Origin of the sequence: Roseovarius sp. MBR-78 (assembly GCF_040547535.1) — a bacterium.
Classification (GTDB): domain Bacteria; phylum Pseudomonadota; class Alphaproteobacteria; order Rhodobacterales; family Rhodobacteraceae; genus Roseovarius.
The window spans coordinates 1-21,996 of the sequence record NZ_JBEPPX010000007.1 but is presented as its reverse complement, the minus strand read 5'-3'; the positions used below and the strand labels follow the sequence as shown (position 1 = coordinate 21,996).

The following is a 21,996-nucleotide window of genomic DNA, read 5'->3' as shown; positions in this document are numbered from 1 at the left end:
GGTCACCCGAGCGGGCCGATGGCCATGTTCTGATACATGCCCCACATGGCGGTGACAAAGATCGAGACCATGCCGATTGCCTGCACCGCCAGCCGGTGCCGCGAAATCCGCGCGATGAGTGCCTCGCCCTCGGGGGCCTCGGCGCGGATGCGCTGCGCGGTGCGCAGCGACAGGATGCCGACCCCTGTCAGCGGAAAGCCCAGCAAAAACAGCGCCTGCGCGAATTCGTTGTCATAGCCGAAGCCGAGGATCGCCAGCGACGAGAGGATGAAGGTTGCAAGCCCGGTAATGAGCGTGCCCGATTGCTCGGCCACGTAAAGCAGCCGCCCGGTATTGATGCGCACCATGTCCTCGAAATCGGCCATTGCCGTCGCGCCCTGGCTGCGCCGCGCGCGCATCGCCATGTCCCAGGGCACGCCAAGCACCCAGTGGCTTGCAGTGGACCATGTCACCGCCAGCGCGATCCAGAACCACAGGTTGCTGAAGGAACGCAGGTCGATCAACTCGAATACAGTGTCAAGAATGCTCAAGGCCGCGCCTCTGTCGGTGGATCGTTCGCCCTCTTAGCGCCCGCGCGCGGCAATTCCTACCCTTGAGATGGCGGAATTTCCGTGCAAATGAGGCATGGCCCGGACCGTGAAACCCCGCAGAGAGCCAGCCATGCCCCCGATCCATGCCCCCTTTCCCCTCAGCCGCCCGCGCCGCCTGCGCGCCGCCCCCGCGATCCGCGATCTTGTGGCTGAGACGCGGCTTGCCCCGTCCGATCTGATCTGGCCGGTCTTTGTGCGCGATGGCGAGGGGGTGGAGGAGCCGGTGGCCTCGATGCCCGGCGTGATGCGCCGCTCGGTCGACCGGGTGGTGGAGGCCGCGCGCGAGGCTGCCGATCTGGGGATTCCGGCGATGTGCCTGTTTCCCTATACCGGGGCTGAGCATCGCACCGCCGATTGCGCCGAGGCGTGGAACCCCGACAACCTCAGCAACCGCGCCACCCGTGCGATCAAGGCCGCCGTGCCCGAGATCGCGGTGATGACCGATGTGGCGCTCGATCCCTATTCCGATACCGGGCATGACGGGTTTGTGGTGGATGGCGTGATCGTCAACGATGCCACCGTCGAGGCGCTGGTGAAACAGGCGCTGAGCCAGGCCGAGGCGGGGGTCGATATCATCGGCCCGTCCGACATGATGGACGGGCGCGTCGGGGCCATTCGCGCGGCGCTCGAGGCGGGCGGCCATCATAATGTGGCGATCATGTCCTATTCGGCCAAATACGCCTCGGCCTTTTACGGGCCGTTCCGCGATGCGGTGGGGGCGTCCTCGGCGCTCAAGGGCGACAAGAAGACCTATCAGATCAACCCCGCCAATGCCGATGAGGCGCTTCGGATGGTGGGGCGCGATCTGGCCGAGGGGGCGGATATGGTGATGGTCAAGCCGGGGATGCCCTATCTCGATATCTGCACCCGCGTGAAGGCGGAATTCGGCGTGCCCACCTTCGCCTATCAGGTGTCGGGCGAATACGCGATGATCCGCGCCGCGGCGCTCAATGGCTGGATCGACGGCGAGCGCGCGATGATCGAGAGCCTTGCCTGCTTCAAGCGCGCGGGCTGCGACGGGGTGCTGAGCTATTTCGCGCCCGCCGCCGCGCGGTTGATGGCCGGTCGCTGATCCGGGCAATATCCTGCGCAGCGCCGCAATCCTTGGTGACAGGGGCGGCCCGGTTGCCTATACTGCGCGCAATGACCCGGCATGGCGACAAGGCCGGGCGGACCTGAGGCAATCGAGGCGGATAGACAGCATGACCACTCTCACAAGACGCGGATTCACCCTTGGCGCGCTGGCAGGTATGCCGGTGCTTGCGGCCTGTGGCAACGGCGTGGGCAGCCCCGGCGGGGCAAAGATCGACGCGCGCGTGAACGCGACGCTGGCGCATATGTATGACAACTATCCCGGCACCCGCGATCTTGCCGACAAGGCGAGCGGTATCCTGGTCATGCCGGTGGTGACCGAGGGCGGCATTTTCGTCGGCGGCGGCTACGGGCGCGGCGCGCTCAGGATCGACAACGTGACGGTGGATTACTATTCGGCGACCAAGGGCAGCGTCGGGCTGCAATTCGGCGCGCAGCAATTCGCCCATGTGCTATTTTTCATGACGCAAGAGGCGCTGGAGCGATTCCGCCGGTCCTCGGGCTGGGCGGCTGGCGGCGATATCGAATATGTCTTCAACGATCAGGGCGAAAACCTGCGCGCCGAAACCACCACATCGAGTTCGCCGGTGGTGGCGGTGATCTTCGGGCAGGCCGGGCTGATGGCGGGTGTGTCGCTCGAGGGCATGAAATACACCCGCATCATTCCCTAATCCTGCGCCAGAGACGTGCCCCGGCGGGCGCGGGCTATTCGGTGTCCGCGTTCTCCGAGCCGCGCACGCCCAGAAGCTGATCCATGCTGACCGAGGGCTGATCGCAGCCCGCCTCGCCGACGATGCGGGCGGGCACGCCCGCCACCGTCTTGCAGGGCGGCACCTCTTGCAACACCACCGATCCGGCTGCGATGCGCGAACAGCGACCGATGCGGATATTGCCCAGCACCTTGGCTCCGGCCCCGATGAGGACACCATCGCCGATCTTGGGGTGGCGGTCCTCTTCTTCCTTGCCGGTGCCGCCAAGCGTCACCGAATGCAGCATCGAGACGTTATCGCCCACCACCGCCGTCTCGCCGATGACGATGGAATGGGCGTGGTCGATCATGATGCCCCGGCCGATCCGGGCTGCGGGGTGGATATCGACGCCGAACGCCTCGGAAGACCGCATCTGGAAGAACCGCGCCAGATCGCGCCGCCCCTCGGTCCACAGCCAATGCGCGATCCGGTAGGCCTGAATCGCCTGGTATCCCTTGAAGAACAGCAAGGGCAGCAGGAACCGGTCGCAGGCGGGATCGCGGTCGCAGACCGCGACGATATCGGCGCGCGCCGCAAGCCCGATAGAATCATCGGCACCAAGCGCCTTGTCGCAGATCTCGCGCAGGATCTGCTCGGGCATCTCGGCAGAGGCGAGCTTGAGCGAGATACGATAGGCCAGCGCCTGTTCGAACCCGCCGTGATGCAGCACGCTGGAATGAATGAGGCCGCCCATCAGCGGCTCGTCGGCGATGGCGGCCTCGGCCTCGCGGGCGATGCGCGCCCAGACGGGATCCAATTGGGCCAGTTTGGTTTTGGTATGCGCCACGGCTCGTGCTCCTCTGGATAGCGCCCACCATAACAGATAGGCAGGGCGGGTAAAACGCAAAGGGCGGTCTGCAAGGGATCACAAAAATGAAAGACAGCGACATCGCGCGCTTTCGCGATCAGATCGAGACGCGGCTTGCCGAGATAGACGCTGAGGATGCGCTCGGGCGGTCGGGTCAGGCCACGGTCGAGCTTGACCAGCAGGCGATCGGGCGGCTGAGCCGGCAGGACGCGCTGCAATCGCAGGCGATGGCGCGCGCCACCCATGTCCGCCGCGATGTCGAGCGGCGCAGGCTGCGCGCGGCGCTCGAGCGCATCCGCGAGGGCGAGTTCGGCTATTGCGAGGATTGCGGCGACGAGATCGCGCAGGCGCGGCTTGCGCTTGACCCCGGCGTGACCCGCTGCATTTCCTGTGCCAACGGCTGAGCCATCCCCCTGAAACAGGAGCCACCCGATGCCTGATATGCCCGCAGCCCTCATCGTCAGCCACGGCCAGCCCTCCGAGCCGGAGGTGGCCGCGGCAGAGCTTGCCCGCTTTGCCGCGCAGGTGGCGGGGCATCTGCCCGGCTGGCATGTTGGTGCGGCGACGCTGGCGCAGCCCGGCGCGCTCGATGGCGCACTTGCCGGGGCAGGGGCGGCCCCGGTAGTCTATCCGCTCTTCATGACCGAGGGCTGGTTCACCGGCGAGAACCTGCGCAAGCGCCTGTCGGGGGTGCCGCAGGCGCGGGTGCTGCGCCCGCTTGGCGTGTCGCCCGACTTGCCCGCGCTGGCCGCAGCGCTTCTCGCCGAAGAGATCGCGCAGGCAGGGTGGGTGCCCACCGAGACCGGCCTGTTCATCGCCGCGCATGGCTCGGGCCGCAGCCCCAATTCGGCGCGCGATACCCGCGCCTTTGCCGAGGCGCTGGCACGCCACATCGCGCTTGCCGAGACGCGCGTGGGCTTTGTCGAGGAGGCACCTTATCTCGCTGAGGCCGCCACCGGCATGGGCGCGCAAAGCATCTGCCTGCCATTCTTTGCCGCCGCGCGTGGGCATGTGCTTGACGATCTGCCCGAGGGGCTCGATGCGGCGGGGTTTGCCGGGCGGCGTCTCGCGCCGCTCGGTCTTGCCCCGGCGGTGCCCGCCCTCGTGGCCCGCGCCATCGCCGCAGACCGTTAGCGCCACCGCCGCGCATTTGCGCTAACAGTTATCGCTAACAGCCTGACTTGGCGCGGAAAATCCGCATTTTCCGGGTTTTCGCGCGCCTCGCCTGCGTCTATACCGCCCGCAAATCCCGGATCAGGAGACCCCCATGACCATCACCGTCGGTATCAACGGTTTCGGGCGTATCGGCCGCGCCACGCTGGCGCATATTTCCGAGAGCCTGCGCAACGACATCAAGGTGGTGAAGGTCAACGCCACCGGCCCGCTCGAGACGGCGGCACATCTCATGCGCTATGACAGCGTGCATGGCCGCTTTGCCCACCCGATCACCATCGAGGGCAACACGATGGATCTGGGCCGCGGCCCGATCGAGATGTTTTCCACCTATGACATGACCGCGCTCGACTGGGAGGGCGTGGATGTGGTGATGGAATGCACCGGCAAGTTCAACGACGGGCTGACCGCCAAGACCCATCTGGAGCGCGGCGCGCGCAAGGTGCTGCTCTCGGCACCGGGCAAGAACGTAGACCGCACCGTGGTTTACGGCGTCAACCACGACGCGTTGCAGCCCGATGAGCGGATGATCTCGAACGGGTCGTGCACCACCAATTGCCTGGCACCGCTGGCCAAGGTTCTCAATGACGCCATCGGCATCGAATCGGGCATCATGACCACGATCCACGCCTATACCGGCGATCAGCCCACCCATGACCGCCGCCACAAGGATCTCTATCGCGCGCGCGCCGCCGCCATGTCGATGATCCCCACCTCCACCGGCGCGGCCAAGGCGCTGGGCGAGGTGCTGCCCGAACTGGCAGGGCGTCTCGACGGCTCTGCCATCCGGGTGCCCACGCCCAATGTCTCGGCGGTGGACCTCACCTTTGTGGCCGAGCGCGACGTGACCAAGGCGGATGTCAACGCCGTCGTGGCCGAGGCCGCCGCAGGCCCGATGAAGGGCATCCTCGGCTATGATCCCGAACCCAAGGTCTCGGTCGATTTCAACCATACCGAGGAAAGCTCCATCTTTGCTCCCGACCAGACCAAGGTGATTGGCAAGCGTCTGGTGCGGGTTCTGGCATGGTATGACAACGAATGGGGCTTTTCGTGCCGCATGGCCGATGTGGCCGTGGCGATGGGCCGCTTGCAGTAATCATTGCATCGCTTGCGCGATACGGTCCCGTCGGGCATACCCGGCGGGATATTTTTTGGTGAGGGGCTGCCCCATGACCAACCGCATTGCGATCGTGCTGGGGCTTATGCTCATCGGGGCCTTGGCCTATGACGTGCTGCAAGATGATGCGTCCGGCGTTCTCTTTCTTGCCCGCAAACTCATGGCTTTGATCGAATATCTTGCATTCTGGCGGTAGGGCTGCGCGTTTATGCTGTGCTTGACAGGTGGGTGCTTTCGGTTATGTTCGCATTGAATTGTTAGCGCTATCATGAAACAGGAGGAGCACCCATGGCACTCACACTGGCCATCAACGGCTTTGGCCGGATCGGGCGCAACGTGTTGCGCGCGCTGGTGGAATCGGGGCGCGAGGATGTCACGATTCGCGCCATCAACGATCTTGGCCCGGTCGAGACCAACGCCCACCTGCTCGAATTCGACAGCGTGCACGGGCGCTTTCCCGGCACGATCACCGTCGCGGGCGACACGATCGACGCCGGGCGCGGCCCGATTCGCGTCAGCGCCGAGCGCGATCCCGAGGCGCTCGACTGGGGCGATATCGACATCGTTCTGGAATGCACCGGGCTTTTCACCGACCGTGAGGCCGCCGCGCGGCACCTGAAGAACGGGGCGCGGCGGGTGCTTGTCTCGGCCCCGTCCAAGGGCGCGGATCGCACCGTGGTTTTTGGCGTCAACGAGGGCGATCTGGTGGCGGGTGACGTGATCGTGTCCAACGGATCGTGCACCACGAACTGTCTGGCACCCGTGGCCAAGGTGCTGCACGAAGCCATCGGCATCACCCGCGGCTTCATGACCACGGTGCACAGCTATACCGGCGATCAGCCGACGCTCGACCGGATGCACAAGGACCTTTACCGCGCGCGCGGTGCGGCGCTCAACATCATCCCCACCACCACCGGGGCGGCGCGGTCGGTGGGGCTGGTGCTGCCAGAGCTTGAGGGCCGTCTTGACGGCACCGCCATTCGCGTGCCGACGCCGAATGTGAGCGCGGTCGACCTGACATTCGAGGCCGCGCGCGACACCAGCGTGGGTGAGATCAACGCCGCCATCGCCGAGGCCGCGCGCGGCCCGCTCAAGGGGGTGCTCGATGTGACGGGGCGCGAGCTTGTCTCGTCGGATTTCAACCACAACCCCCTGAGCGCGGTCTTTGCCACCGATCAGACGCGGGTGATGGATGGCCACCTTGCCCGTGTGCTGGCGTGGTATGACAACGAATGGGGCTTTTCCAACCGGATGCTGGACGTGGCCGCCGCGATGGGGCGCGCGGCCTGACCGGGCCGCGCGCGCCGCGTCAGGGGATCAGCCGCGCGATATAGCCGGGCAGGGCAAAGGCCGCCTGGTGCACCTCGGGCGTGTAGTAATCCGTGGCAATCCCGGCGGCGTCAAAGCGGCCTTGCAGCACGTCGGGCGGGGTGGCACGCGCCGGGCCATCCGTGCCCCAGCCAAAGGCCATCGGCCCGCCGGCATAGGTGGGGATGGTGGCAAGGTAACAGGTCGCGTCGGTAAAAAGCGCGGTGAAGGCGCGCATCGTGTTGTGCAATTCCTCGGCTTGCAGGAACGGCACGCCGTTTTGCGTCACAAGGATGCCGTCAGGCGCCAGCGCCCGCTTGGCATGGCCATAGAACGTGTCGGTAAAGAGCACCTCGCCGGGGCCGACGGGATCGGTGGAATCGACGATGATGACATCATAGCCGCCCTTGGTCTGGCGGATGAACTCGGCCCCGTCGGCGATCACAAGCTCAAGGCGCGGATCGTCGAACGCGCCCGCGCTCAGCATCGGCAGGTATTCTTTCGAGAAATCCACCACGCCCGCGTCGATCTCGACCATGGTGACATGGGTCACGCTTGCGTGCCGCAGCACCTCGCGCGCCATGCCGCCATCGCCGCCGCCGATGATGAGCACGCGTTTCGCGGCCCCATGCGCGAGGATCGGCACATGGGTCAGCATCTCGTGATAGATGAAATTGTCGCCCTCGGTGGTCTGCACCACGTCGTCGAGCGTCAGCACGCGGCCAAAGGTGTTGTTTTCGAACACCTTCAGCCGCTGATGCGCGGTCTTGCTGTCGTAAAGCATTTCCTCCACGCGCAGGGATTGCGCGTAGTCGGGATGCAGGCTTTCGCGGGTCCAGTCGCTCATGCGGCGACACCGGCCTCGGTCACAAGGCCCTCGCCGCGTTTGAGCTCTGTCACGCGCACATCCGCAGTGCCAAAGGCCGCTTTGAGCACATCGACCGCAAGCCAGGGCCGGGCGTCGCCGCACATGAACACGTCGAACGCGCCATAGCCGATTTCGGGCCAGGTATGGACCGAGATATGGCTCTCGGCCAGCACCGCCACGCCCGAGACGCCCTGCGGCGAAAACTTGTGCGTGTGGATGTGCAGCAGAGTGGCCCCGCAGGTATCCACGCAATCGCGGAACGCCTTTTGGATGCGGGCCTCGTCATCAAGGCCGTGGCCACTCACCACTTCGATGATGAGATGGGTGCCCGCGAAAACCGCGCCGTCGCGCCGGATGAAATGATCATCGCGGTCCTCGGCCAGCACATCGCGGGGCAGGGTGGTGGTATCGTTCGCGGGGGTGATCCCGCGGGCGGTGTCTTCCTCATGGGCGCCTGTCTCCAGACCGATCCCCAGTTGGAAGAGGTTGGCGTCTTTCATGGCGCTCCCCTTCTTACCAGTAGATTGAATCCAGTCGGTCCCTTAGCGCCCCCCCAGAAAGACATCCGAAGTTGGGATCGGTCCCGATCAAGTGATGGGGCAGATAGGGGTGCGCCTCGAGTCGTGCAAGCGGTTTTTTCTGCGCGTGCGAGAAAATGGGGAATCTGGTTCTCTTTTACCTCGGGTGGAAAGGGGGGATGCGCCCCGAAAAAACACGCCAAAATTGGGGTATATTAATACCGTTATTATAACATACTGTTTTATAACGTGTATTTATACTCAAACGCCGTTGACGTGCCGATATATCCGCGTATAACCCAGCGATCGACCGGCCCCGGCCTGACCGTGGCCCGGACATCATTGGAATAACAGCAAGGTTCTGCCCGAAATGAAGACGTTTTCCGCAAAACCGGCAGATATCGAGAAGAGCTGGATCGTGATCGACGCCGAAGGCGTGGTTCTGGGTCGTCTCGCCTCGATCATCGCCATGCGCCTGCGCGGCAAGCACAAGCCGAGCTTTACGCCGCACATGGATATGGGTGACAACGTGATCGTCATCAATGCCGACAAGGTGCAACTGACCGGCAACAAGCGCAACAAGCCCAACTACTGGCACACCGGCCATCCCGGCGGCATCAAGAGCCGCACCACGGGTGAGATCCTCGAGGGCAAGCACCCCGAGCGCGTGGTGATGCAGGCCGTCAAGCGGATGCTGCCGGGCAACCGGCTGTCGCGCACGCAGATGACGCATCTGCGCGTCTATGCCGGGGCCGCGCATCCCCATGAGGCCCAGAACCCGCAGGTTCTGGACGTCAAGAACATGAACTCCAAGAATACGCGGGTGGCTTACTGATGGCTGAAGAAATCAAATCCCTCGAAGGTCTCGAAGCCGTCGCAGGTGACGTGGGCGTGGCCGCCGCATCGTTTGAGGCCCCTCGTGAGCCCGAGCGCGATGCGCTTGGCCGCTCTTATGCCACCGGCAAGCGCAAGGACGCGGTCGCCCGCGTCTGGATCAAGCCCGGCTCGGGCAAGGTTGTCGTCAACGGCAAGCCGATCAACGAATATTTCGCGCGCCCCGTGCTGCAGATGATCCTCAAGCAGCCGTTCACCGTGTCGGGCACCGAAGGTCAGTTCGACGTGATGGCGACGGTCAAGGGTGGCGGCCTCTCGGGTCAGGCGGGCGCGGTCAAGCATGGCGTGTCCAAGGCGCTCCAGCTTTACGATCCCAGCTTGCGCGGCGCGCTCAAGGCCGCCGGTTTCCTCACCCGCGACAGCCGCGTGGTCGAGCGCAAGAAATACGGCAAGGCCAAGGCGCGCAAGAGCTTCCAGTTCTCCAAGCGTTAAGCGCGCCGGACCGACCAGAAGACCGTGGAAGGCCGCACCCGTGCGGCCTTTCTCATGTCGGGATGGCGGGGCAGGGGCGGGACGGTAAAATTGCCCGGTTTTCCCTTGCGCGTGCCAAGGCGCGCCCATAGAACGCCCGTGATCTTGACCGCCGCGGACGCCTCCGCGGCCCGATGCATAGGAAAGGACGAACATGCAGGTCACCGAAACCCTCAACGAAGGTCTCAAGCGCGGCTACCGGTTGGTGCTGACGGCGCAGGCCCTCGACGACAAGGTTAACGCCAAGCTCAAGGAAGCGCAGCCCGATATCGAGCTCAAGGGCTTTCGCAAGGGCAAGGTGCCGCTGCCGCTGTTGAAAAAGCAGTTCGGCCAGCGCGTGCTTGGCGAGGCGATGCAGGAAAGCGTCGATGACGCGATGAAGGCCCATTTCGAGGAAAAGGGCGAGCGCCCGGCGTTCGAGCCGAATGTGAAAATGACCAACGAGGCGTGGCAAGAGGGCGATGATGTCGAGGTCGAGATGACCTACGAGGCGCTGCCCGCGATCCCCGAGGTCGATCTCGCCTCGGTCACGCTCGAGCGGATGGTGGTCAAGGCCGACGAGGCGGCCATCGACGAGGCGTTGAAGAACCTCGCCGAGAGCGCGCAGGATTTCACCGACCGCGACGAGGGTGCCGCGTCCGAGGATGGCGACCAGGTCGTGGTCGATTTCGTCGGCAAGGTGGACGGCGAGGCGTTCGAGGGCGGCAGCGCCGAGGATTACCCGCTGGTGCTTGGCTCCGGCAGCTTCATCCCCGGTTTTGAAGAGCAGCTTGTCGGCGTCAAGACCGGCGACGAGAAGGCCGTGACCGTCACCTTCCCCGAGGAATACGGGGCCGAACATCTGGCGGGCAAGGAAGCGGTTTTCGACTGCACCGTGAAGGCCGTCAAGAAGCCCGTCGCCGCCGAGATCAACGACGATCTGGCGCAGAAATACGGGGCCGAGAGCCTTGATGCGCTCAAACAGCAGATCGGCGAGCGGCTGGAGCAGGAATATGCCGGGGCGGCGCGCGCGATCCTCAAGCGCAACGTTCTGGATGCGCTTGACGCGTTGGTGAGTTTCGAGTTGCCGCCGACGATGGTGGAGACTGAGGCCAAGCAGATCGCGCATCAGCTCTGGCACGAGGAAAACCCCGACCACGAGGGCCACGATCACCCCGATGTTACCCCGACCGACGAGCATGTGAGCCTGGCAGAGCGCCGGGTGCGGCTGGGTCTCTTGCTTGCCGAACTGGGCCAGAAGGCCGAGGTCGAGGTAACCGATGCCGAGATGACGCAGGCGGTGATGAACCAGGCCCGCCAATATCCCGGCCACGAGCGGGAATTCTTTGAATTCGTGCAGAAAAACCCGCAGATGAGCCAGCAGTTGCGCGCGCCCATCTTCGAGGACAAGGTGATCGACTACGTGGTCGAGCTGGCCTCCGTCACCGACAAGGACGTGACCAAGCAAGAGCTTGAAGCCGCGATCGAGGCGATGAACGACGAATAAGGCGGTCATCGACCCCGAAAGAAAACAGGGCCGCCCCGGGGAGAGTGGGGCGGCCCTTTTCGTTCCGGCACCCGGATCGGGCGAGGCCCGACTCGGAGGCGCGAGATTGGGGGATCAGGCGCTGATATCCGAGTGCGAACGAACCCTGTCGGCCAGCGCCGCCTTGAGGCGGAGCGCGGCGAGTTTTTCGGTGACGGTGGCGGCGGCGGCAATTTGCTCGTCGCAATAGATTTCCAGATCGCTCTTGGCCGGTTTGCGTGTCCGACGAGAGGCAAGGGCAAGGGCCTCGGCCTCCGCTAGAAAGACATCACCCTCTATTCCGGCAAAGGCGCGGATGCGATTGATGCGCTCGTCCGAGCAATCGAGCAGCGCGGCCATGGCCTCGACCTTGCCCATGTCGGCGGTTTTTCCGAGATAATCATAGGGCGCGTTGCCCGAGCGGATCATCACGCGGTTCATCACCGGGTCGATCACCGCGACAGCATCGAGAACGCCGGCGTCGCGGCCATATTCGAACGCGCCCACCATCACTTCGGAGGTGACGTAAGAGATAGAGTTCCGCGCGCGTCCCGTCCGGGAAAGGCGTTCGGTATCCACACAGAACCGCGTTGCCTCCCAGAGTTGCGGGCTTCGCAGCGGCGGTTCCCCGTCGAGGATATCGACGAAAACATCGGCCAGCATATGCGGGCCGGTGGTCTGCAACAGGCGCATGCACCCCACGACATTGCCCATGTCATCGAGCGAGATGACATGCGCCGGGTCAAGCGCGTCGAATTCGTCGATCTCAAGGCCATCATCCGTCACGGTGACATCCCATCCAAGCCGGTCCTGGAACACACGCGCCCTGAGGCGATACATCTCTGACAGCAGATCGCCAAAGCGATCCCGGTTCAGAGCATCTATGACGATGATCATTGTTCTGTCCCCAATCTGATATCGATGGGGACAGGGTGGCGCATTGCCGGACCATGCGCCATTAGGGGTTTCCCGTAGGGGCGGCGCTTTACCGGTAACATTTTGGCGATGTGAATAAAGGGGCGGCGCGGTCAGCTTGGCTGCACGATACCGAAACCAACGGCACGCCCGATCGCCTGCGAGGTGCTGAATGCGCCAAGCTTGGTGCGGGCCGAGCGCAGATGCACCTCGACCGTGCGATGCGAGATCGACAGGATATCGCCGATATCCTGCTGCGATTTGCCCTCTGCCACCCATTGCAGGATTTCGCGTTCGCGTGCGGACAGGGGCTGCAAATGCAACACCGCCATCGACAGGCCCGAACTCATCACGTTGTCATGCATGTGCACGGCGGCCATCTGAAGGTCGCCGATGGCCTTTCTCTTGAGGCCCTGCCACTCCGCCTCGGGGCAATCGCGGGTGACGCTCAACAAGCCGATATCGCCATAAGGGCCGCGCACCGGAACCGTCAGGCCACGGTCCGAGACGCCAAAATCCGGTGCATCGGCGAACACGGTGCGAAAATGGGCGGTTTGTTCCAGCCGTGTCCAGTCCACTGGCGCAATCGACTTTCGCCCCACATGAATGGTTGGATCTATCCGGTGCAACCCCTTGCGCATGTAATGCTCGATCCAGTCGGGGCGGTAATTGGCAAAGCCCTGAACCGCGCCGGAGACAGGATTGAAGGTTGCATAAGAGGCGTGATCGAATTCGAGCGTCTGGCACAGGGTATCGAGGAACCGCGTGAAACGGTCATCGGTATGTGGCGTTTTGCTCAGGTCGATCAAATCCATCAAACAGGTCCGTTGATGAGCACAGTTCGCCCACTATAGAGACAAGCCCTTGATCTGGCAATCACGCGTGCACTGCGCCTGTTTCGCGCGGATTTTCGCCTGCGAGGGGCCGGTCGCGATTATGCGCGAAGATGCGTAAACGAAAAACACCGCGCGAGGGCGTCGCGCGGTGTGTCGTCACGTTTGGGCCTTTGGTGGCCTGATGCTCAGGCGGTTTCGTCGCCCGAACCCGAGCCGCCATCATAGTCATCCTCGGCGGCACCGCCAAGATCATCGAACAGTTCGGCGATCTCGAAATCGGCGGCAGCCTCTTCCTCGGCGGCTGCATCCTGGATGGATTTGCCGGAGGCCTGGAGCTCTGCTTCCTCGACCGAGCGCGCCACGTTGAGCGCGATGGTGGCCATCACCTCGGGATGCAGGTGGATTTCCACCTCGTGCAGCCCAAGCGCCTTGATCGGGCGACGGATGATCGCCTGCTTGCGGTCGATGGTAAAGCCCTCGGCGGTGACGGTATCGGCCACGTCGCGGGTGCTGACGGAGCCATAGAGGTTGCCGCCGTCGGAGGCCTGGCGAATCACGATGAATTGCTGGCCGTCGAGCTTGTCGGCGAGTGCCTGCGCCTCTTTGCGGGTCTCGAGGTTCTGCGCCTCAAGCTGCGCCTTGCGGGCCTCGAAATCGGCGATGTTGCGTTCCGAGGCGGTCAGCGCCTTGCCCTGCCGCAACAGGAAATTGCGCGCGAAGCCGGGTTTGACCTCGACCACATCGCCCATCTGGCCAAGCTTGGCCACGCGTTCCAGAAGGATCACTTGCATGGTCTTGACTCCTTATTTCACGGCATAGGGCAGAAGCGCGAGAAAGCGCGCGCGCTTGATGGCGCGCGACAATTCGCGTTGCTTCTTGCCCGAGACGGCGGTGATGCGCGACGGCACGATCTTGCCGCGCTCGGAGATGTAGCGCTGCAACAGGCGGGTGTCTTTGTAGTCGATCTTCGGCGCGTTGTCGCCCGAGAAGGGGCAGACCTTGCGACGACGGAAAAACGGTTTGGTAGCCATGGGTTATCGTCCTTTTCTCAGCGATGGGATCAGCGGCGTTCGCGGCGTTCGCCGCGGTCGCCACGCTCTTCGCGCTTTTGCATCTGCACCGACGGCCCCTCTTCGTGGGCATCGACCTTGATGGTCAGCACGCGCATCACATCGTCGTGCAGGCGCATAAGGCGCTCCATTTCCTGCACGGCGGCGGCGGGCGCGTCGGTCCTGAGAAAGGCGTAATGGCCCTTGCGGTTCTTGTTGATCTTGTAGGCCATCGTCTTGACGCCCCAATACTCGCTCTCGATAACCTTGCCCCCGTTATCGGCGAGAATTGTGCCAAAATGCTCGATGAGCCCCTCGGCCTGCGCGTTGGAAAGATCCTGGCGCGCGATCATCACATGCTCGTAAAGCGGCATGTCGTCTCCATTTCTGTCAAGGCGCATTTCATAGGGCGGGCGATACCCGTTTCGCTGCCCGTCCACGAGAGTCTGCGCGGTCCATAACGATTGCGAAAGGTTCGCGGCGTATACCGTGCCCGGCGCGGTGCTGCAAGGGCGGTGTTGTCGGGCGCGGCTTTGCCGCCCTGTCGCCCTATTCGGGGCAAGATTGGCGTGCAGGGTATGGGTAATAGGTACGGAGGGTGAAATGGTTGCGCTTCCAGATTTCGACCGCGAGTTTTCAGGCCCGCCCCTGCTTGGCGATGAGGCGGATACCGCCTTGGCGGGCCACGATAATGGCCTTGCCGGGCTGGCGCTGCGGCTTGCGGGGGGCGGGCTGATCGTCGCGGCGCTTGGGCTATGGGTCGTGCCGTCGCATACGGGCGATGCGGCCATGATGCTGGTAAAGCTTTTATTCTCGGTCGTGCTGTTCTGGGCGGGGATGCTGGCGCTCCACGCCGCGCGTGGCCCCGACCGGCGGCCCGATATCGAGATCGACGCCCGCGCACGCGAATTGCGCCTGCGCCTGTCCCAAAGGCACGGCACCACCACCGCCGAGGTGCACCGGTTCGACGATCTGCACGAGCTTTCGCTGCGCGACGGCCTGCTGAGTGCGCGCGACCGGACCGGGTGCCTTGTCGTGTCCATCGAGGTGGCGGGCAGACGCGGCGAACGCGCCTTGCAGCAGGCGCTGGCCTGCGCGGTCTGAGCCGGGCAGGGCCACGGCGGCCGCGCTCCGCTGCCCTGTGTTCGCCAATCCACAGGGGGTGTTTGAAACTGTGCCCTTGTTCTTTGCGCGGGATCGCTCATTTTCCCAAGTGTTGAACGCGTTTTTAACGGATTGGAGTCCTGACCATGAAATCTATGCTTTTCGCAGCCGCCCTCGCCCTCTCTGCCACGGCGGTGCATGCCGCACCCGAAACCTACGAGCTTGACCCCGGCCATAGCCAGGTCGTGTTCACCTATAACCACCTCGGTTTCTCGACCACGACGGGGATGTTCTCCGGCTTCGAGGGCGAGATCGCCTTTGACGCAGAAGACCCGGCCAATTCCTCGGTCAACGTCGCGATGCCGGTGATGTCGATGTTCACCGGTTGGGAAAAGCGCGAGGCGCATTTCATGTCCGAGGAGTTTTTCGGCGCGACAGAGGGTGATATGGTCACCTTCACCTCCACCGGGATCGAGGTCACCGGCGAGAATACCGCGCTCATCACCGGTGATCTGACCATGAACGGGATTACCAAATCGGTGGTGCTCGACACGGTGCTAAACCAAAAGGCCGATGCCCATCCGATGAACAACCGCCCCTGGCTCGGCTTCAGCGCCACGACCACGCTCTTGCGCACGGATTTCGAGCTTGGCAAATTCGCGCCCTATGTCAGCGATGAAGTCGAGGTGATGATCTCGATTGAGGCCGGCAAGCCCGAATAACCCCGCAATCCCGACAGGGCCGGGCCGTCCGCGATGCGGGCGGCCCTGTCCATTGGCTCAGGTGCCGTAGGCCCGTCGCGCGCCGATCACCTCGCTCACCGCGCCAATCACGATATCGGCCACGGCATCGCAGTCGGCCCGGCTGAGCCGCGCGGGCAGGCGCACATCGCAGGCGCGCATCAGCATCGCCCGTGTGCGCGGCAGATCAGGCGTGCCGCCGGGCAGGAACCCCCAGTTCCAGAACGCGCGCGCATTATCTGCGCTTTGGCCAAATATCTGCACCTTGACGCCCCGCGCCGCCGCGATGGCGGCGAAATCGCGGGTCTCGGCATCGCCCAACCCCACAAGGTTGAACTGGATCGAATCGGGTGCGCGCTCTTCTCCCACCAGCGCCTCGGGCACCGACAGCCAGGGCGAGGCATCGAGCCGCGCCGCAACGCGATCATGATTCGCGCGCCCCGCCTGCACCCGCCGCGCAATCTCGGGCAGTTGCGCGCGGATGATCGCCGCCGACAGGTTGTTCAGCCGCAGATTATAGAGCGGTAGCCGGTTCTGCCAGCGTGCAAACGCCGCCTCTAGCGCGGCATCAGGCGCGGCCATGTGCTTGGCCCAGTTATGCTCATAGGCGCCCGACATGATCACCGCGCGCGCCACCAGATCGGCATCATCGGTGACAAGAATGCCGCCCTCGCCCGCGTTCACCATCTTGTAGGACTGGAAACTGAAACAGCCCACCCGGCCCAGCGTGCCGATCTTGCGCCCCCGCCAGATTGTGCCAAGCGAATGCGCGGCATCCTCCACCACCGGCAGGCCACGCGCCTCGGCCAGCGCCATGATCGCATCCATATCCGAGGTATGGCCGCGCATGTGGCTCACCAACACGGCATCGACCCCGTCCAGCCGCGCCTCGAAATCGGCCAGATCAATGCGGTAATCCTCGCCCACCTCGCACAGCACCGGCACCAGATCGGCATGGACCACCGAGGACGGCACGGCGGCAAAGGTAAAGCCGGGAATCAGAACCCGCCCCCCGCGCGGCAGATCAAGCGCCTTCAGCGAGAGAAACAGCGCCGCCGAACAGGACGACACCGCCAGCGCGTAGGCCGTGCCCATTTCGGCGGCGAATTCGCGTTCCAGCAGGGCCACGGGCGCATCCTGCGGCGCGGTATAGCGAAACAGGTCTCCGCTCGAAAGCAGCCGGTCGATCTCGGCGCGCGCGGCCTCGGGGATGGGTTCGGCATCATGGACATTGGGGGCTTGCGTCATATTTCGGCTTTCCTGAAAACGGGTTTCGGCTTTCCCGAACATATAGGCCCGAAATGTGACGATTTGTCAAAGCCTGTCAAAACCCCAGCCGGTCGCGCAGCGCAAACCAGCTCATCGCCAGCACCAGAAGCGGGTTGCGCAGCGCCGCCCCACCGGGAAAGGCCGGGCAGGGCACCCGCGCCATGCAGTCGAACCCCTCTGAGCGCCCGCGCACCGCCTCGGCCATCAGTCGCCCCGCCAGCGTTGCCATGCCAAGCCCATGCCCCGAATAACCCGAGGCCGAGAGGATATTGGGCGCCACTTGCGCCAGATACGGCATCCGCCGCATCGTGATCGCGAGCGTGCCGCCCCAGGCATAATCGAGCGTCACATCCCCCAGATGGGGGAAAATCTCCAGCATCGGCCTGGAGACCGTGGCGCGGATATCGCGCGGAAACCGGTAGCCATAGCTCTCGCCGCCGCCAAAAAGCAGTCGTTTGTCATGGCTCAGGCGAAAGTAATTCACCACGAATTTCGTGTCGGCCACCGCCACGTCACGGGTCAGCACGCGCGCGGCATCCTCTCCCAGGGGCTCGGTCGCCACGATGAAATTGTTGATCGGCATGACGCGGGCGGCAACCTTGCGCTCCAGCCCGCCCAGGTAGCCGTTGCAGGCAAGGATCAGGTGATCGGCCTCGACATGACCGGCATCGGTGGCCACCCGCAGCCGCGCCCCCCGCCGGATGTCCTGCACCTCCGAGCGCTCGTATATCCGCACCCCCGCCGCCTCTGCCGCCCGCGCAAGGCCAAGCGCATAGCTGAGGGGATGCAAATGCGCCGCCCCCATATCGAGCGTGCCGCCGTGATAGGCGGGCGAGGGGCAGAGCGCGGCAAAGGCGTCGCGGTCGAGCGTCTCGATCTCGCCATAGCCATATCGCGCGGCCAGATGATCGGCATAGGCGTGCTCGCCCGCCATCTCGCGCGGCGTGAAACAGGCATGGGCCACGCCCGGCTTCAGGTGACAGTCGATCGCGTGCCGCGCGACCAGCCCCTTGACCAGCGCCTTGGCCTCCTCGCCCAGCCGCCACAGATGCGCGGCGTCATCCGCGCCCACCAGCCGCTCCAGCGCGGTCTGTTCCATCCGCTGCCCGCTGCCCAACTGCCCGCCATTGCGCCCCGAGGCGCCAAAGCCCACGCGCTGCGCCTCCAGCAGCACCACGTCAAGCCCCGCCTCCGCCAGATGCAGCGCCGCCGAAAGGCCGGTATAGCCCGCGCCCACCACGCAGATATCGGCGCGCGCGGTCCCTTTGAGCGGCGCGCGCGGCGGCGGCGCTTCGGCGGTGGCGGCATACCAGCTTGGCGGATAGGCCCCGCGCCGGTCATTGGCATGGAGTAGGTTCATGGCTTCTTCTTGGTTAAAATACCCTAAATCCGGCGGGTGCAGCCCGGCTCAGACGTTGAGCAGCAGGTGCTCGCGCTCCCACGGGCTGATGACTTGCAGGAATTCCTCGTATTCGGTGCGTTTCACGATGGCATAGACGCGGGCAAAATCCGGCCCGAGGATCGCGTGCAGATCCTTGGCCTCCTCAAAGAGGTCGAGCGCGTCGCCCATCACGTTGGGAATATCCGGCTCGCCGGAATAGGCGTCGCCCTTGAACTGCTTGTCTGGCCACTCCTCCCTCATAATCCCCAGAAGCCCGCAGGCAAGGCTTGCCGCGATGCCAAGATAGGGGTTGCAATCCATCCCCGCCATGCGGTTTTCAACCCGGCGCGAGTCCGGCCCCGAAAGCGGCACGCGAATGCCGGTGGTGCGGTTGTCGCGCCCCCAGGCGAGGTTGATCGGCGCGGCGTGATCGCGCACGTAACGGCGATAGGAATTGACGTAAGGGGCCAGCACCGCGATGGCCGAGGGCAGGTGTTTCTGCAACCCGCCGATAAAGTGGAAAAAGAGGTCCGTCTCGCCGCCCTGCGGCCCGGCAAAGAGGTTGCGCCCGCTCTGCATGTCGAGGATCGAGTGGTGGATATGCATGGCGCTGCCCGGCTCGTCCGCGATCGGCTTGGCCATGAAGGTGGCAAAGCAATCATGCCGCAACGCCGCCTCGCGGATGAGGCGCTTGAAATAGAACACCTCATCGGCCAGCTTGATCGGATCGCCGTGGCGCAGGTTGATTTCGAGCTGCCCCGCGCCGCCCTCCTGCGTGATGCCGTCGATCTCGAAGCCCTGCGCCTCGGCGAAATCGTAGATATCGTCGATGACGGGGCCGAACTCGTCCACCGCTGTCATCGAATAGGCCTGCCGCGCGGCGGCGGGGCGGCCCGAGCGGCCCATCATCGGCTTGATCTCGTGGGCGGGGTCAAGGTTGCGGGCGACGAGAAAGAATTCCATCTCGGGGGCCACCACCGGCTTCCAGCCGCGCTCGTGATACATCGCGACCACCCGGCGCAGCACGTTGCGTGGGCTGAACGGGATCGGCGTGCCCTCGCGGTCGAACGCATCATGGATCACCTGGATGGTCCAATCCGCGGTCCACGGCGCGGCAGAGGCGGTGGACATGTCCGGGCGCAGGATCATGTCACGCTCGATAAATCCCTCTTCGCCCGCGGCCTCGCCCCAATCGCCGGTGATGGTCTGGTAAAAGATTGAATCGGGCAGGTGGAAATATTCCTGCCGGGCGAATTTGGTGGCGGGCACCGCCTTGCCGCGCGCGATGCCGGGCAGGTCCGAGATGATGCATTCCACCTCGTCAAGGCGGCGGCCTTCAAGATAGGCCTGCGCGGCGGCGGGCAGGGCGGCGGTGAGTTGGCCGAGGTCAGCCATGACGGCCCCCTTTCATCAGGATATCGGCAAGCGTGCCTGCCATGGCGGCGCTGTCGGTGGGTGTGTCGAGCAGGGCGCGCGCGTGGTCGCGCAGCGGGTCGGGCACCACGCCGATGGCGCGATGCTCGATCAAACGGTCCATCATGGTGGCGTCGAATTCGGGATGGGGCTGGACGGTGAATATGTTGGGGCCATAGCGCAGCGCCGCGATTTCGCAGCCCTCGGCGCGGCCCACCACCTCGGCCCCCGGCGGGGCGGTGACGACCTGATCCTGGTGCCAGGCGTTGAGGGTGAGGGGGCGGCCGTCGATCTGGTATTGCGTGGCCCCCACGCGCCAGCCATCCGGGTGCTTGACCACCTCGCCGCCCAGCGCCTGCGCGATGATCTGGTGGCCGAAACACACCCCCACCAGCGGGCGGCCCGCGTCGCGGATCTCGCGGATGAGCGCCTCGAGCGGGGCAATCCACGGGTGATCCTCGTAAACCCCGTGTTTCGAGCCGGTAACAAGCCAGCCATCGGCGGCCTGCGCCCCGTCGGGAAAGACGCCGTCAACCACGTCATAGGGTGCAAATTCGAAGCCGTGCCCGTCGAGCAGGCGCGCGAACATGGCGTCGTAATCGCCAAGGCTGTCGCGCACGATATCGGGGGCGTGGCCGGTTTTCAGGATGCCGATTTTCATGGGGGGTGATCCGTTTTTGATCAAATTTAGAGTGGAGGCCTTCCCCAGCCTACACCGTTTCGAGATAGACCTTCCAGTGATCCTGCGCGGCCATCGCGTCGATGCGCGCATGTTCCTGCCGCTTGGTCATCACCAGGTTGGCGATGAGCCCTGCCGGAAAGATGCGCGCGATCAACGGGTTGGCCTCGAATGCGTCGATCGCGGCGGCCCAGTCGGGGGCAAGCTGCGGCAGCTCTGCCTCGTAGGCGTTACCGGTGATCGGCGCGGGCGGGATCATAGCGTCGTCGATGCCGGTGATCGCGGCCCCGAGGATGGCGGCGAAGGTGAGGTAGGGGTTGATGTCGCCGCCCGCCACGCGATGCTCGATCCGGCGTGCGGCGGGTGGCCCGCCGGGGATGCGCAGCGCGGCGGTGCGGTTCTCATAGCCCCATCCCGCCCCGGTGGGCGCATGGGCACCGGGCACGAGACGTGCGTAACTGTTTGCGTGGGGCGCAAAAATCAGCGTCGAGGCGGGCATGGCGGCGAGGCATCCGGCGACGGCGGCGCGCAGGATATCGGTGCCTTGCGGCGTGCCGTCGTCAAAGACGTTGCGCCCGTCCGCATCGAGCACCGAGAAATGCATGTGCATCCCGTTGCCGCTATCGGCGTCGAAGGGTTTGGCCATGAACGTGGCGACAAAACCATGACGCCGCGCCAGGCCCTTGATAAGGTTCTTGAAAAGCCATGTATCATCGGCGGCGCGCATGGCCGATTGGTGGTGCAGGGTCAATTCGAACTGCCCGATCCCGGCCTCGCTGATCGCCGATTCCACCGGAATGCCCATCTCGGCCCCCGCCGAATAGAGCGCCGACAGAAAGCTGTCAAAGGCGTCCATCTGCCCGAGGCTGAGGATGCCGGGGGCCTTCATGCGCCGCCCGGATCGCGGATCACGCACTGTTTTCAATGACTTGCCAGCAGGCTCCACCAGCGTGAATTCAAGCTCGGTGGCGGCGAACACCTCCCATCCGCGCGCGGCGTAACTGGCGAGAACCGCGGCCAGCGCGTGGCGCGGATCGCCCTCGAAGGGGGCACCATCCTCGGTATGCATGACCATCGGCACCAGCGCCTGCGGCTCTTCCAGCCACGGCAAGGGCACCGCGCCGCGCGATGTCGCAAACAGCCGCCCGTCGATATCGCCACTGTCGAAAACCAGCGGAGAGCCTTCTATATCTGCGCCGAAAATGTCGAGATTCAAGGCGCTTAGCGGCATACGCAGGCTGCCGTCATCGAGCTTGTCGGCAAAGCTCGCAGGCAGGCGCTTGCCGCGCATCCGGCCGTTGAGGTCGCAGGCGGCCACGCGGAAGGTCTGGAACTGTGTGAGGTCCATCGGGGAAGTCCTGATCGGGATTTTGGCAAGCGTAGCGCGCGGCGGGGGGGCTTGCCAAGAGTAATTTGATCAAAAGGGCACCTCGATTTTTGACCGTTTTCGCTGCCACGCAGCGGTGCGATTTGGGTGAGGCTGGATGTCGTGGTCGGCTGACGGCCTTATGCCTCCCA

General features: G+C 64.6%; 26 protein-coding genes. 12 read left to right on the top strand and 14 right to left on the bottom strand.

The features are described from left to right. Positions 1-2 precede the first annotated feature (2 nt). A complete protein-coding gene (locus tag ABIE58_RS07265; protein WP_354544043.1) occupies positions 3-530 on the bottom strand; it encodes a component of SufBCD complex in 528 nt (175 codons plus the stop codon). Between the two features lie 130 nt (positions 531-660). On the opposite strand from ABIE58_RS07265, the gene hemB reads away from it, so the two are divergent. Together hemB and ABIE58_RS07255 are read left to right on the top strand one after the other, a co-directional pair. Next, positions 661-1,662 carry a porphobilinogen synthase gene (hemB, locus tag ABIE58_RS07260; protein WP_354544042.1) on the top strand — a complete coding sequence of 334 codons (1,002 nt, stop codon included), beginning with the start codon at positions 661-663 and terminating at the stop codon, positions 1,660-1,662. A 130-nt stretch (positions 1,663-1,792) separates the two neighbouring features. Beyond that, positions 1,793-2,353 carry a lipid-binding SYLF domain-containing protein gene (locus ABIE58_RS07255; protein WP_354544041.1) on the top strand — a complete coding sequence of 187 codons (561 nt, stop codon included), beginning with the start codon at positions 1,793-1,795 and terminating at the stop codon, positions 2,351-2,353. 34 nt (positions 2,354-2,387) lie between these two features. Here ABIE58_RS07255 and cysE read toward each other — a convergent pair whose 3' ends face one another. Beyond that, positions 2,388-3,218 carry a serine O-acetyltransferase gene (cysE, locus tag ABIE58_RS07250; RefSeq protein ID WP_354544040.1) on the bottom strand — a complete coding sequence of 277 codons (831 nt, stop codon included), beginning with the start codon at positions 3,216-3,218 and terminating at the stop codon, positions 2,388-2,390. A gap of 86 nt (positions 3,219-3,304) precedes the next feature. Between cysE and ABIE58_RS07245 the strand changes: the two genes are divergently transcribed. The 5 genes from ABIE58_RS07245 (at position 3,305) to gap (ABIE58_RS07225) (ending at position 6,819) form a co-directional block, all read left to right on the top strand. Further along, a complete protein-coding gene (locus tag ABIE58_RS07245) occupies positions 3,305-3,643 on the top strand; it encodes a TraR/DksA family transcriptional regulator (RefSeq protein ID WP_354544039.1) in 339 nt (112 codons plus the stop codon). A 28-nt stretch (positions 3,644-3,671) separates the two neighbouring features. After that, positions 3,672-4,373 (top strand): sirohydrochlorin chelatase, encoded by a 702-nt coding sequence (locus ABIE58_RS07240; RefSeq protein ID WP_354544038.1) that lies wholly within the window; start codon positions 3,672-3,674, stop codon positions 4,371-4,373. Between the two features lie 133 nt (positions 4,374-4,506). Beyond that, complete coding sequence (gene gap / locus ABIE58_RS07235) at positions 4,507-5,508, top strand: type I glyceraldehyde-3-phosphate dehydrogenase (protein ID WP_354544037.1); 1,002 nt, start codon at positions 4,507-4,509, stop codon at positions 5,506-5,508. Between the two features lie 73 nt (positions 5,509-5,581). Beyond that, on the top strand, positions 5,582-5,725 hold the full coding sequence (locus ABIE58_RS07230; protein WP_354544036.1) for a hypothetical protein: 144 nt from the start codon (positions 5,582-5,584) through the stop codon (positions 5,723-5,725). A 92-nt stretch (positions 5,726-5,817) separates the two neighbouring features. Next, the gene (gene gap / locus ABIE58_RS07225; RefSeq protein ID WP_354544035.1) at positions 5,818-6,819 is read left to right on the top strand and encodes a type I glyceraldehyde-3-phosphate dehydrogenase; all 1,002 of its coding nucleotides are present in this window, start codon (positions 5,818-5,820) and stop codon (positions 6,817-6,819) included. Between the two features lie 19 nt (positions 6,820-6,838). Here the strand turns inward: gap (ABIE58_RS07225) and speE are convergent, their stop codons facing one another. Then, positions 6,839-7,684 (bottom strand): polyamine aminopropyltransferase, encoded by an 846-nt coding sequence (speE, locus tag ABIE58_RS07220; RefSeq protein ID WP_354544034.1) that lies wholly within the window; start codon positions 7,682-7,684, stop codon positions 6,839-6,841. Continuing rightward, positions 7,681-8,205: an adenosylmethionine decarboxylase gene (speD, locus tag ABIE58_RS07215; protein WP_354544033.1), complete on the bottom strand. Its 525-nt coding sequence runs from the start codon at positions 8,203-8,205 to the stop codon at positions 7,681-7,683. The genes speE and speD overlap by 4 nt, the downstream gene beginning before the upstream one ends. Before the next feature lie 388 nt (positions 8,206-8,593). Between speD and rplM the strand changes: the two genes are divergently transcribed. The 3 genes from rplM (at position 8,594) to tig (ending at position 11,074) form a co-directional block, all read left to right on the top strand. Next, entirely contained in the window at positions 8,594-9,058 is a 465-nt protein-coding gene (gene rplM, locus ABIE58_RS07210; protein ID WP_354544032.1) for a 50S ribosomal protein L13, read from the top strand. Beyond that, positions 9,058-9,549, top strand: a complete 492-nt coding sequence (gene rpsI, locus ABIE58_RS07205) for a 30S ribosomal protein S9 (protein ID WP_354544031.1) — start codon at positions 9,058-9,060, stop codon at positions 9,547-9,549. The genes rplM and rpsI overlap by 1 nt, the downstream gene beginning before the upstream one ends. Before the next feature lie 193 nt (positions 9,550-9,742). Then, on the top strand, positions 9,743-11,074 hold the full coding sequence (tig, locus tag ABIE58_RS07200) for a trigger factor (RefSeq protein ID WP_354544030.1): 1,332 nt from the start codon (positions 9,743-9,745) through the stop codon (positions 11,072-11,074). Between the two features lie 114 nt (positions 11,075-11,188). On the opposite strand, the gene ABIE58_RS07195 is transcribed toward tig, so the two are convergent. From ABIE58_RS07195 to rpsF, 5 genes are all read right to left on the bottom strand, one after another. Continuing rightward, positions 11,189-11,989: an acyl-homoserine-lactone synthase gene (locus ABIE58_RS07195; RefSeq protein ID WP_354544029.1), complete on the bottom strand. Its 801-nt coding sequence runs from the start codon at positions 11,987-11,989 to the stop codon at positions 11,189-11,191. 131 nt (positions 11,990-12,120) lie between these two features. Then, entirely contained in the window at positions 12,121-12,822 is a 702-nt protein-coding gene (locus ABIE58_RS07190) for a LuxR family transcriptional regulator (RefSeq protein WP_354544028.1), read from the bottom strand. 206 nt (positions 12,823-13,028) lie between these two features. Further along, positions 13,029-13,634, bottom strand: a complete 606-nt coding sequence (rplI, locus tag ABIE58_RS07185) for a 50S ribosomal protein L9 (RefSeq protein ID WP_354544027.1) — start codon at positions 13,632-13,634, stop codon at positions 13,029-13,031. Positions 13,635-13,646: 12 nt separating this feature from the next. Then, on the bottom strand, positions 13,647-13,874 hold the full coding sequence (gene rpsR, locus ABIE58_RS07180; protein ID WP_354544026.1) for a 30S ribosomal protein S18: 228 nt from the start codon (positions 13,872-13,874) through the stop codon (positions 13,647-13,649). 29 nt (positions 13,875-13,903) lie between these two features. Continuing rightward, complete coding sequence (gene rpsF, locus ABIE58_RS07175; protein WP_354544025.1) at positions 13,904-14,266, bottom strand: 30S ribosomal protein S6; 363 nt, start codon at positions 14,264-14,266, stop codon at positions 13,904-13,906. Positions 14,267-14,495: 229 nt separating this feature from the next. On the opposite strand from rpsF, the gene ABIE58_RS07170 reads away from it, so the two are divergent. Continuing rightward, positions 14,496-14,996 (top strand): hypothetical protein, encoded by a 501-nt coding sequence (locus tag ABIE58_RS07170; protein WP_354544024.1) that lies wholly within the window; start codon positions 14,496-14,498, stop codon positions 14,994-14,996. A 146-nt stretch (positions 14,997-15,142) separates the two neighbouring features. After that, positions 15,143-15,718 carry a YceI family protein gene (locus ABIE58_RS07165; RefSeq protein WP_354544023.1) on the top strand — a complete coding sequence of 192 codons (576 nt, stop codon included), beginning with the start codon at positions 15,143-15,145 and terminating at the stop codon, positions 15,716-15,718. A 57-nt stretch (positions 15,719-15,775) separates the two neighbouring features. Here the strand turns inward: ABIE58_RS07165 and ABIE58_RS07160 are convergent, their stop codons facing one another. From ABIE58_RS07160 to ABIE58_RS07140, 5 genes are all read right to left on the bottom strand, one after another. Further along, the gene (locus ABIE58_RS07160) at positions 15,776-16,984 is read right to left on the bottom strand and encodes a DegT/DnrJ/EryC1/StrS family aminotransferase (protein WP_354544022.1); all 1,209 of its coding nucleotides are present in this window, start codon (positions 16,982-16,984) and stop codon (positions 15,776-15,778) included. Between the two features lie 76 nt (positions 16,985-17,060). Then, positions 17,061-18,365 carry an NAD(P)/FAD-dependent oxidoreductase gene (locus ABIE58_RS07155; protein WP_354544021.1) on the bottom strand — a complete coding sequence of 435 codons (1,305 nt, stop codon included), beginning with the start codon at positions 18,363-18,365 and terminating at the stop codon, positions 17,061-17,063. A gap of 48 nt (positions 18,366-18,413) precedes the next feature. Then, the gene (locus ABIE58_RS07150) at positions 18,414-19,781 is read right to left on the bottom strand and encodes a glutamine synthetase family protein (RefSeq protein ID WP_354544020.1); all 1,368 of its coding nucleotides are present in this window, start codon (positions 19,779-19,781) and stop codon (positions 18,414-18,416) included. After that, the gene (locus tag ABIE58_RS07145) at positions 19,774-20,460 is read right to left on the bottom strand and encodes a type 1 glutamine amidotransferase (RefSeq protein ID WP_354544019.1); all 687 of its coding nucleotides are present in this window, start codon (positions 20,458-20,460) and stop codon (positions 19,774-19,776) included. Before ABIE58_RS07145 ends, ABIE58_RS07150 begins: the two co-directional genes overlap by 8 nt. A gap of 49 nt (positions 20,461-20,509) precedes the next feature. After that, complete coding sequence (locus tag ABIE58_RS07140) at positions 20,510-21,826, bottom strand: glutamine synthetase family protein (RefSeq protein WP_354544018.1); 1,317 nt, start codon at positions 21,824-21,826, stop codon at positions 20,510-20,512. Positions 21,827-21,996 lie beyond the last annotated feature (170 nt).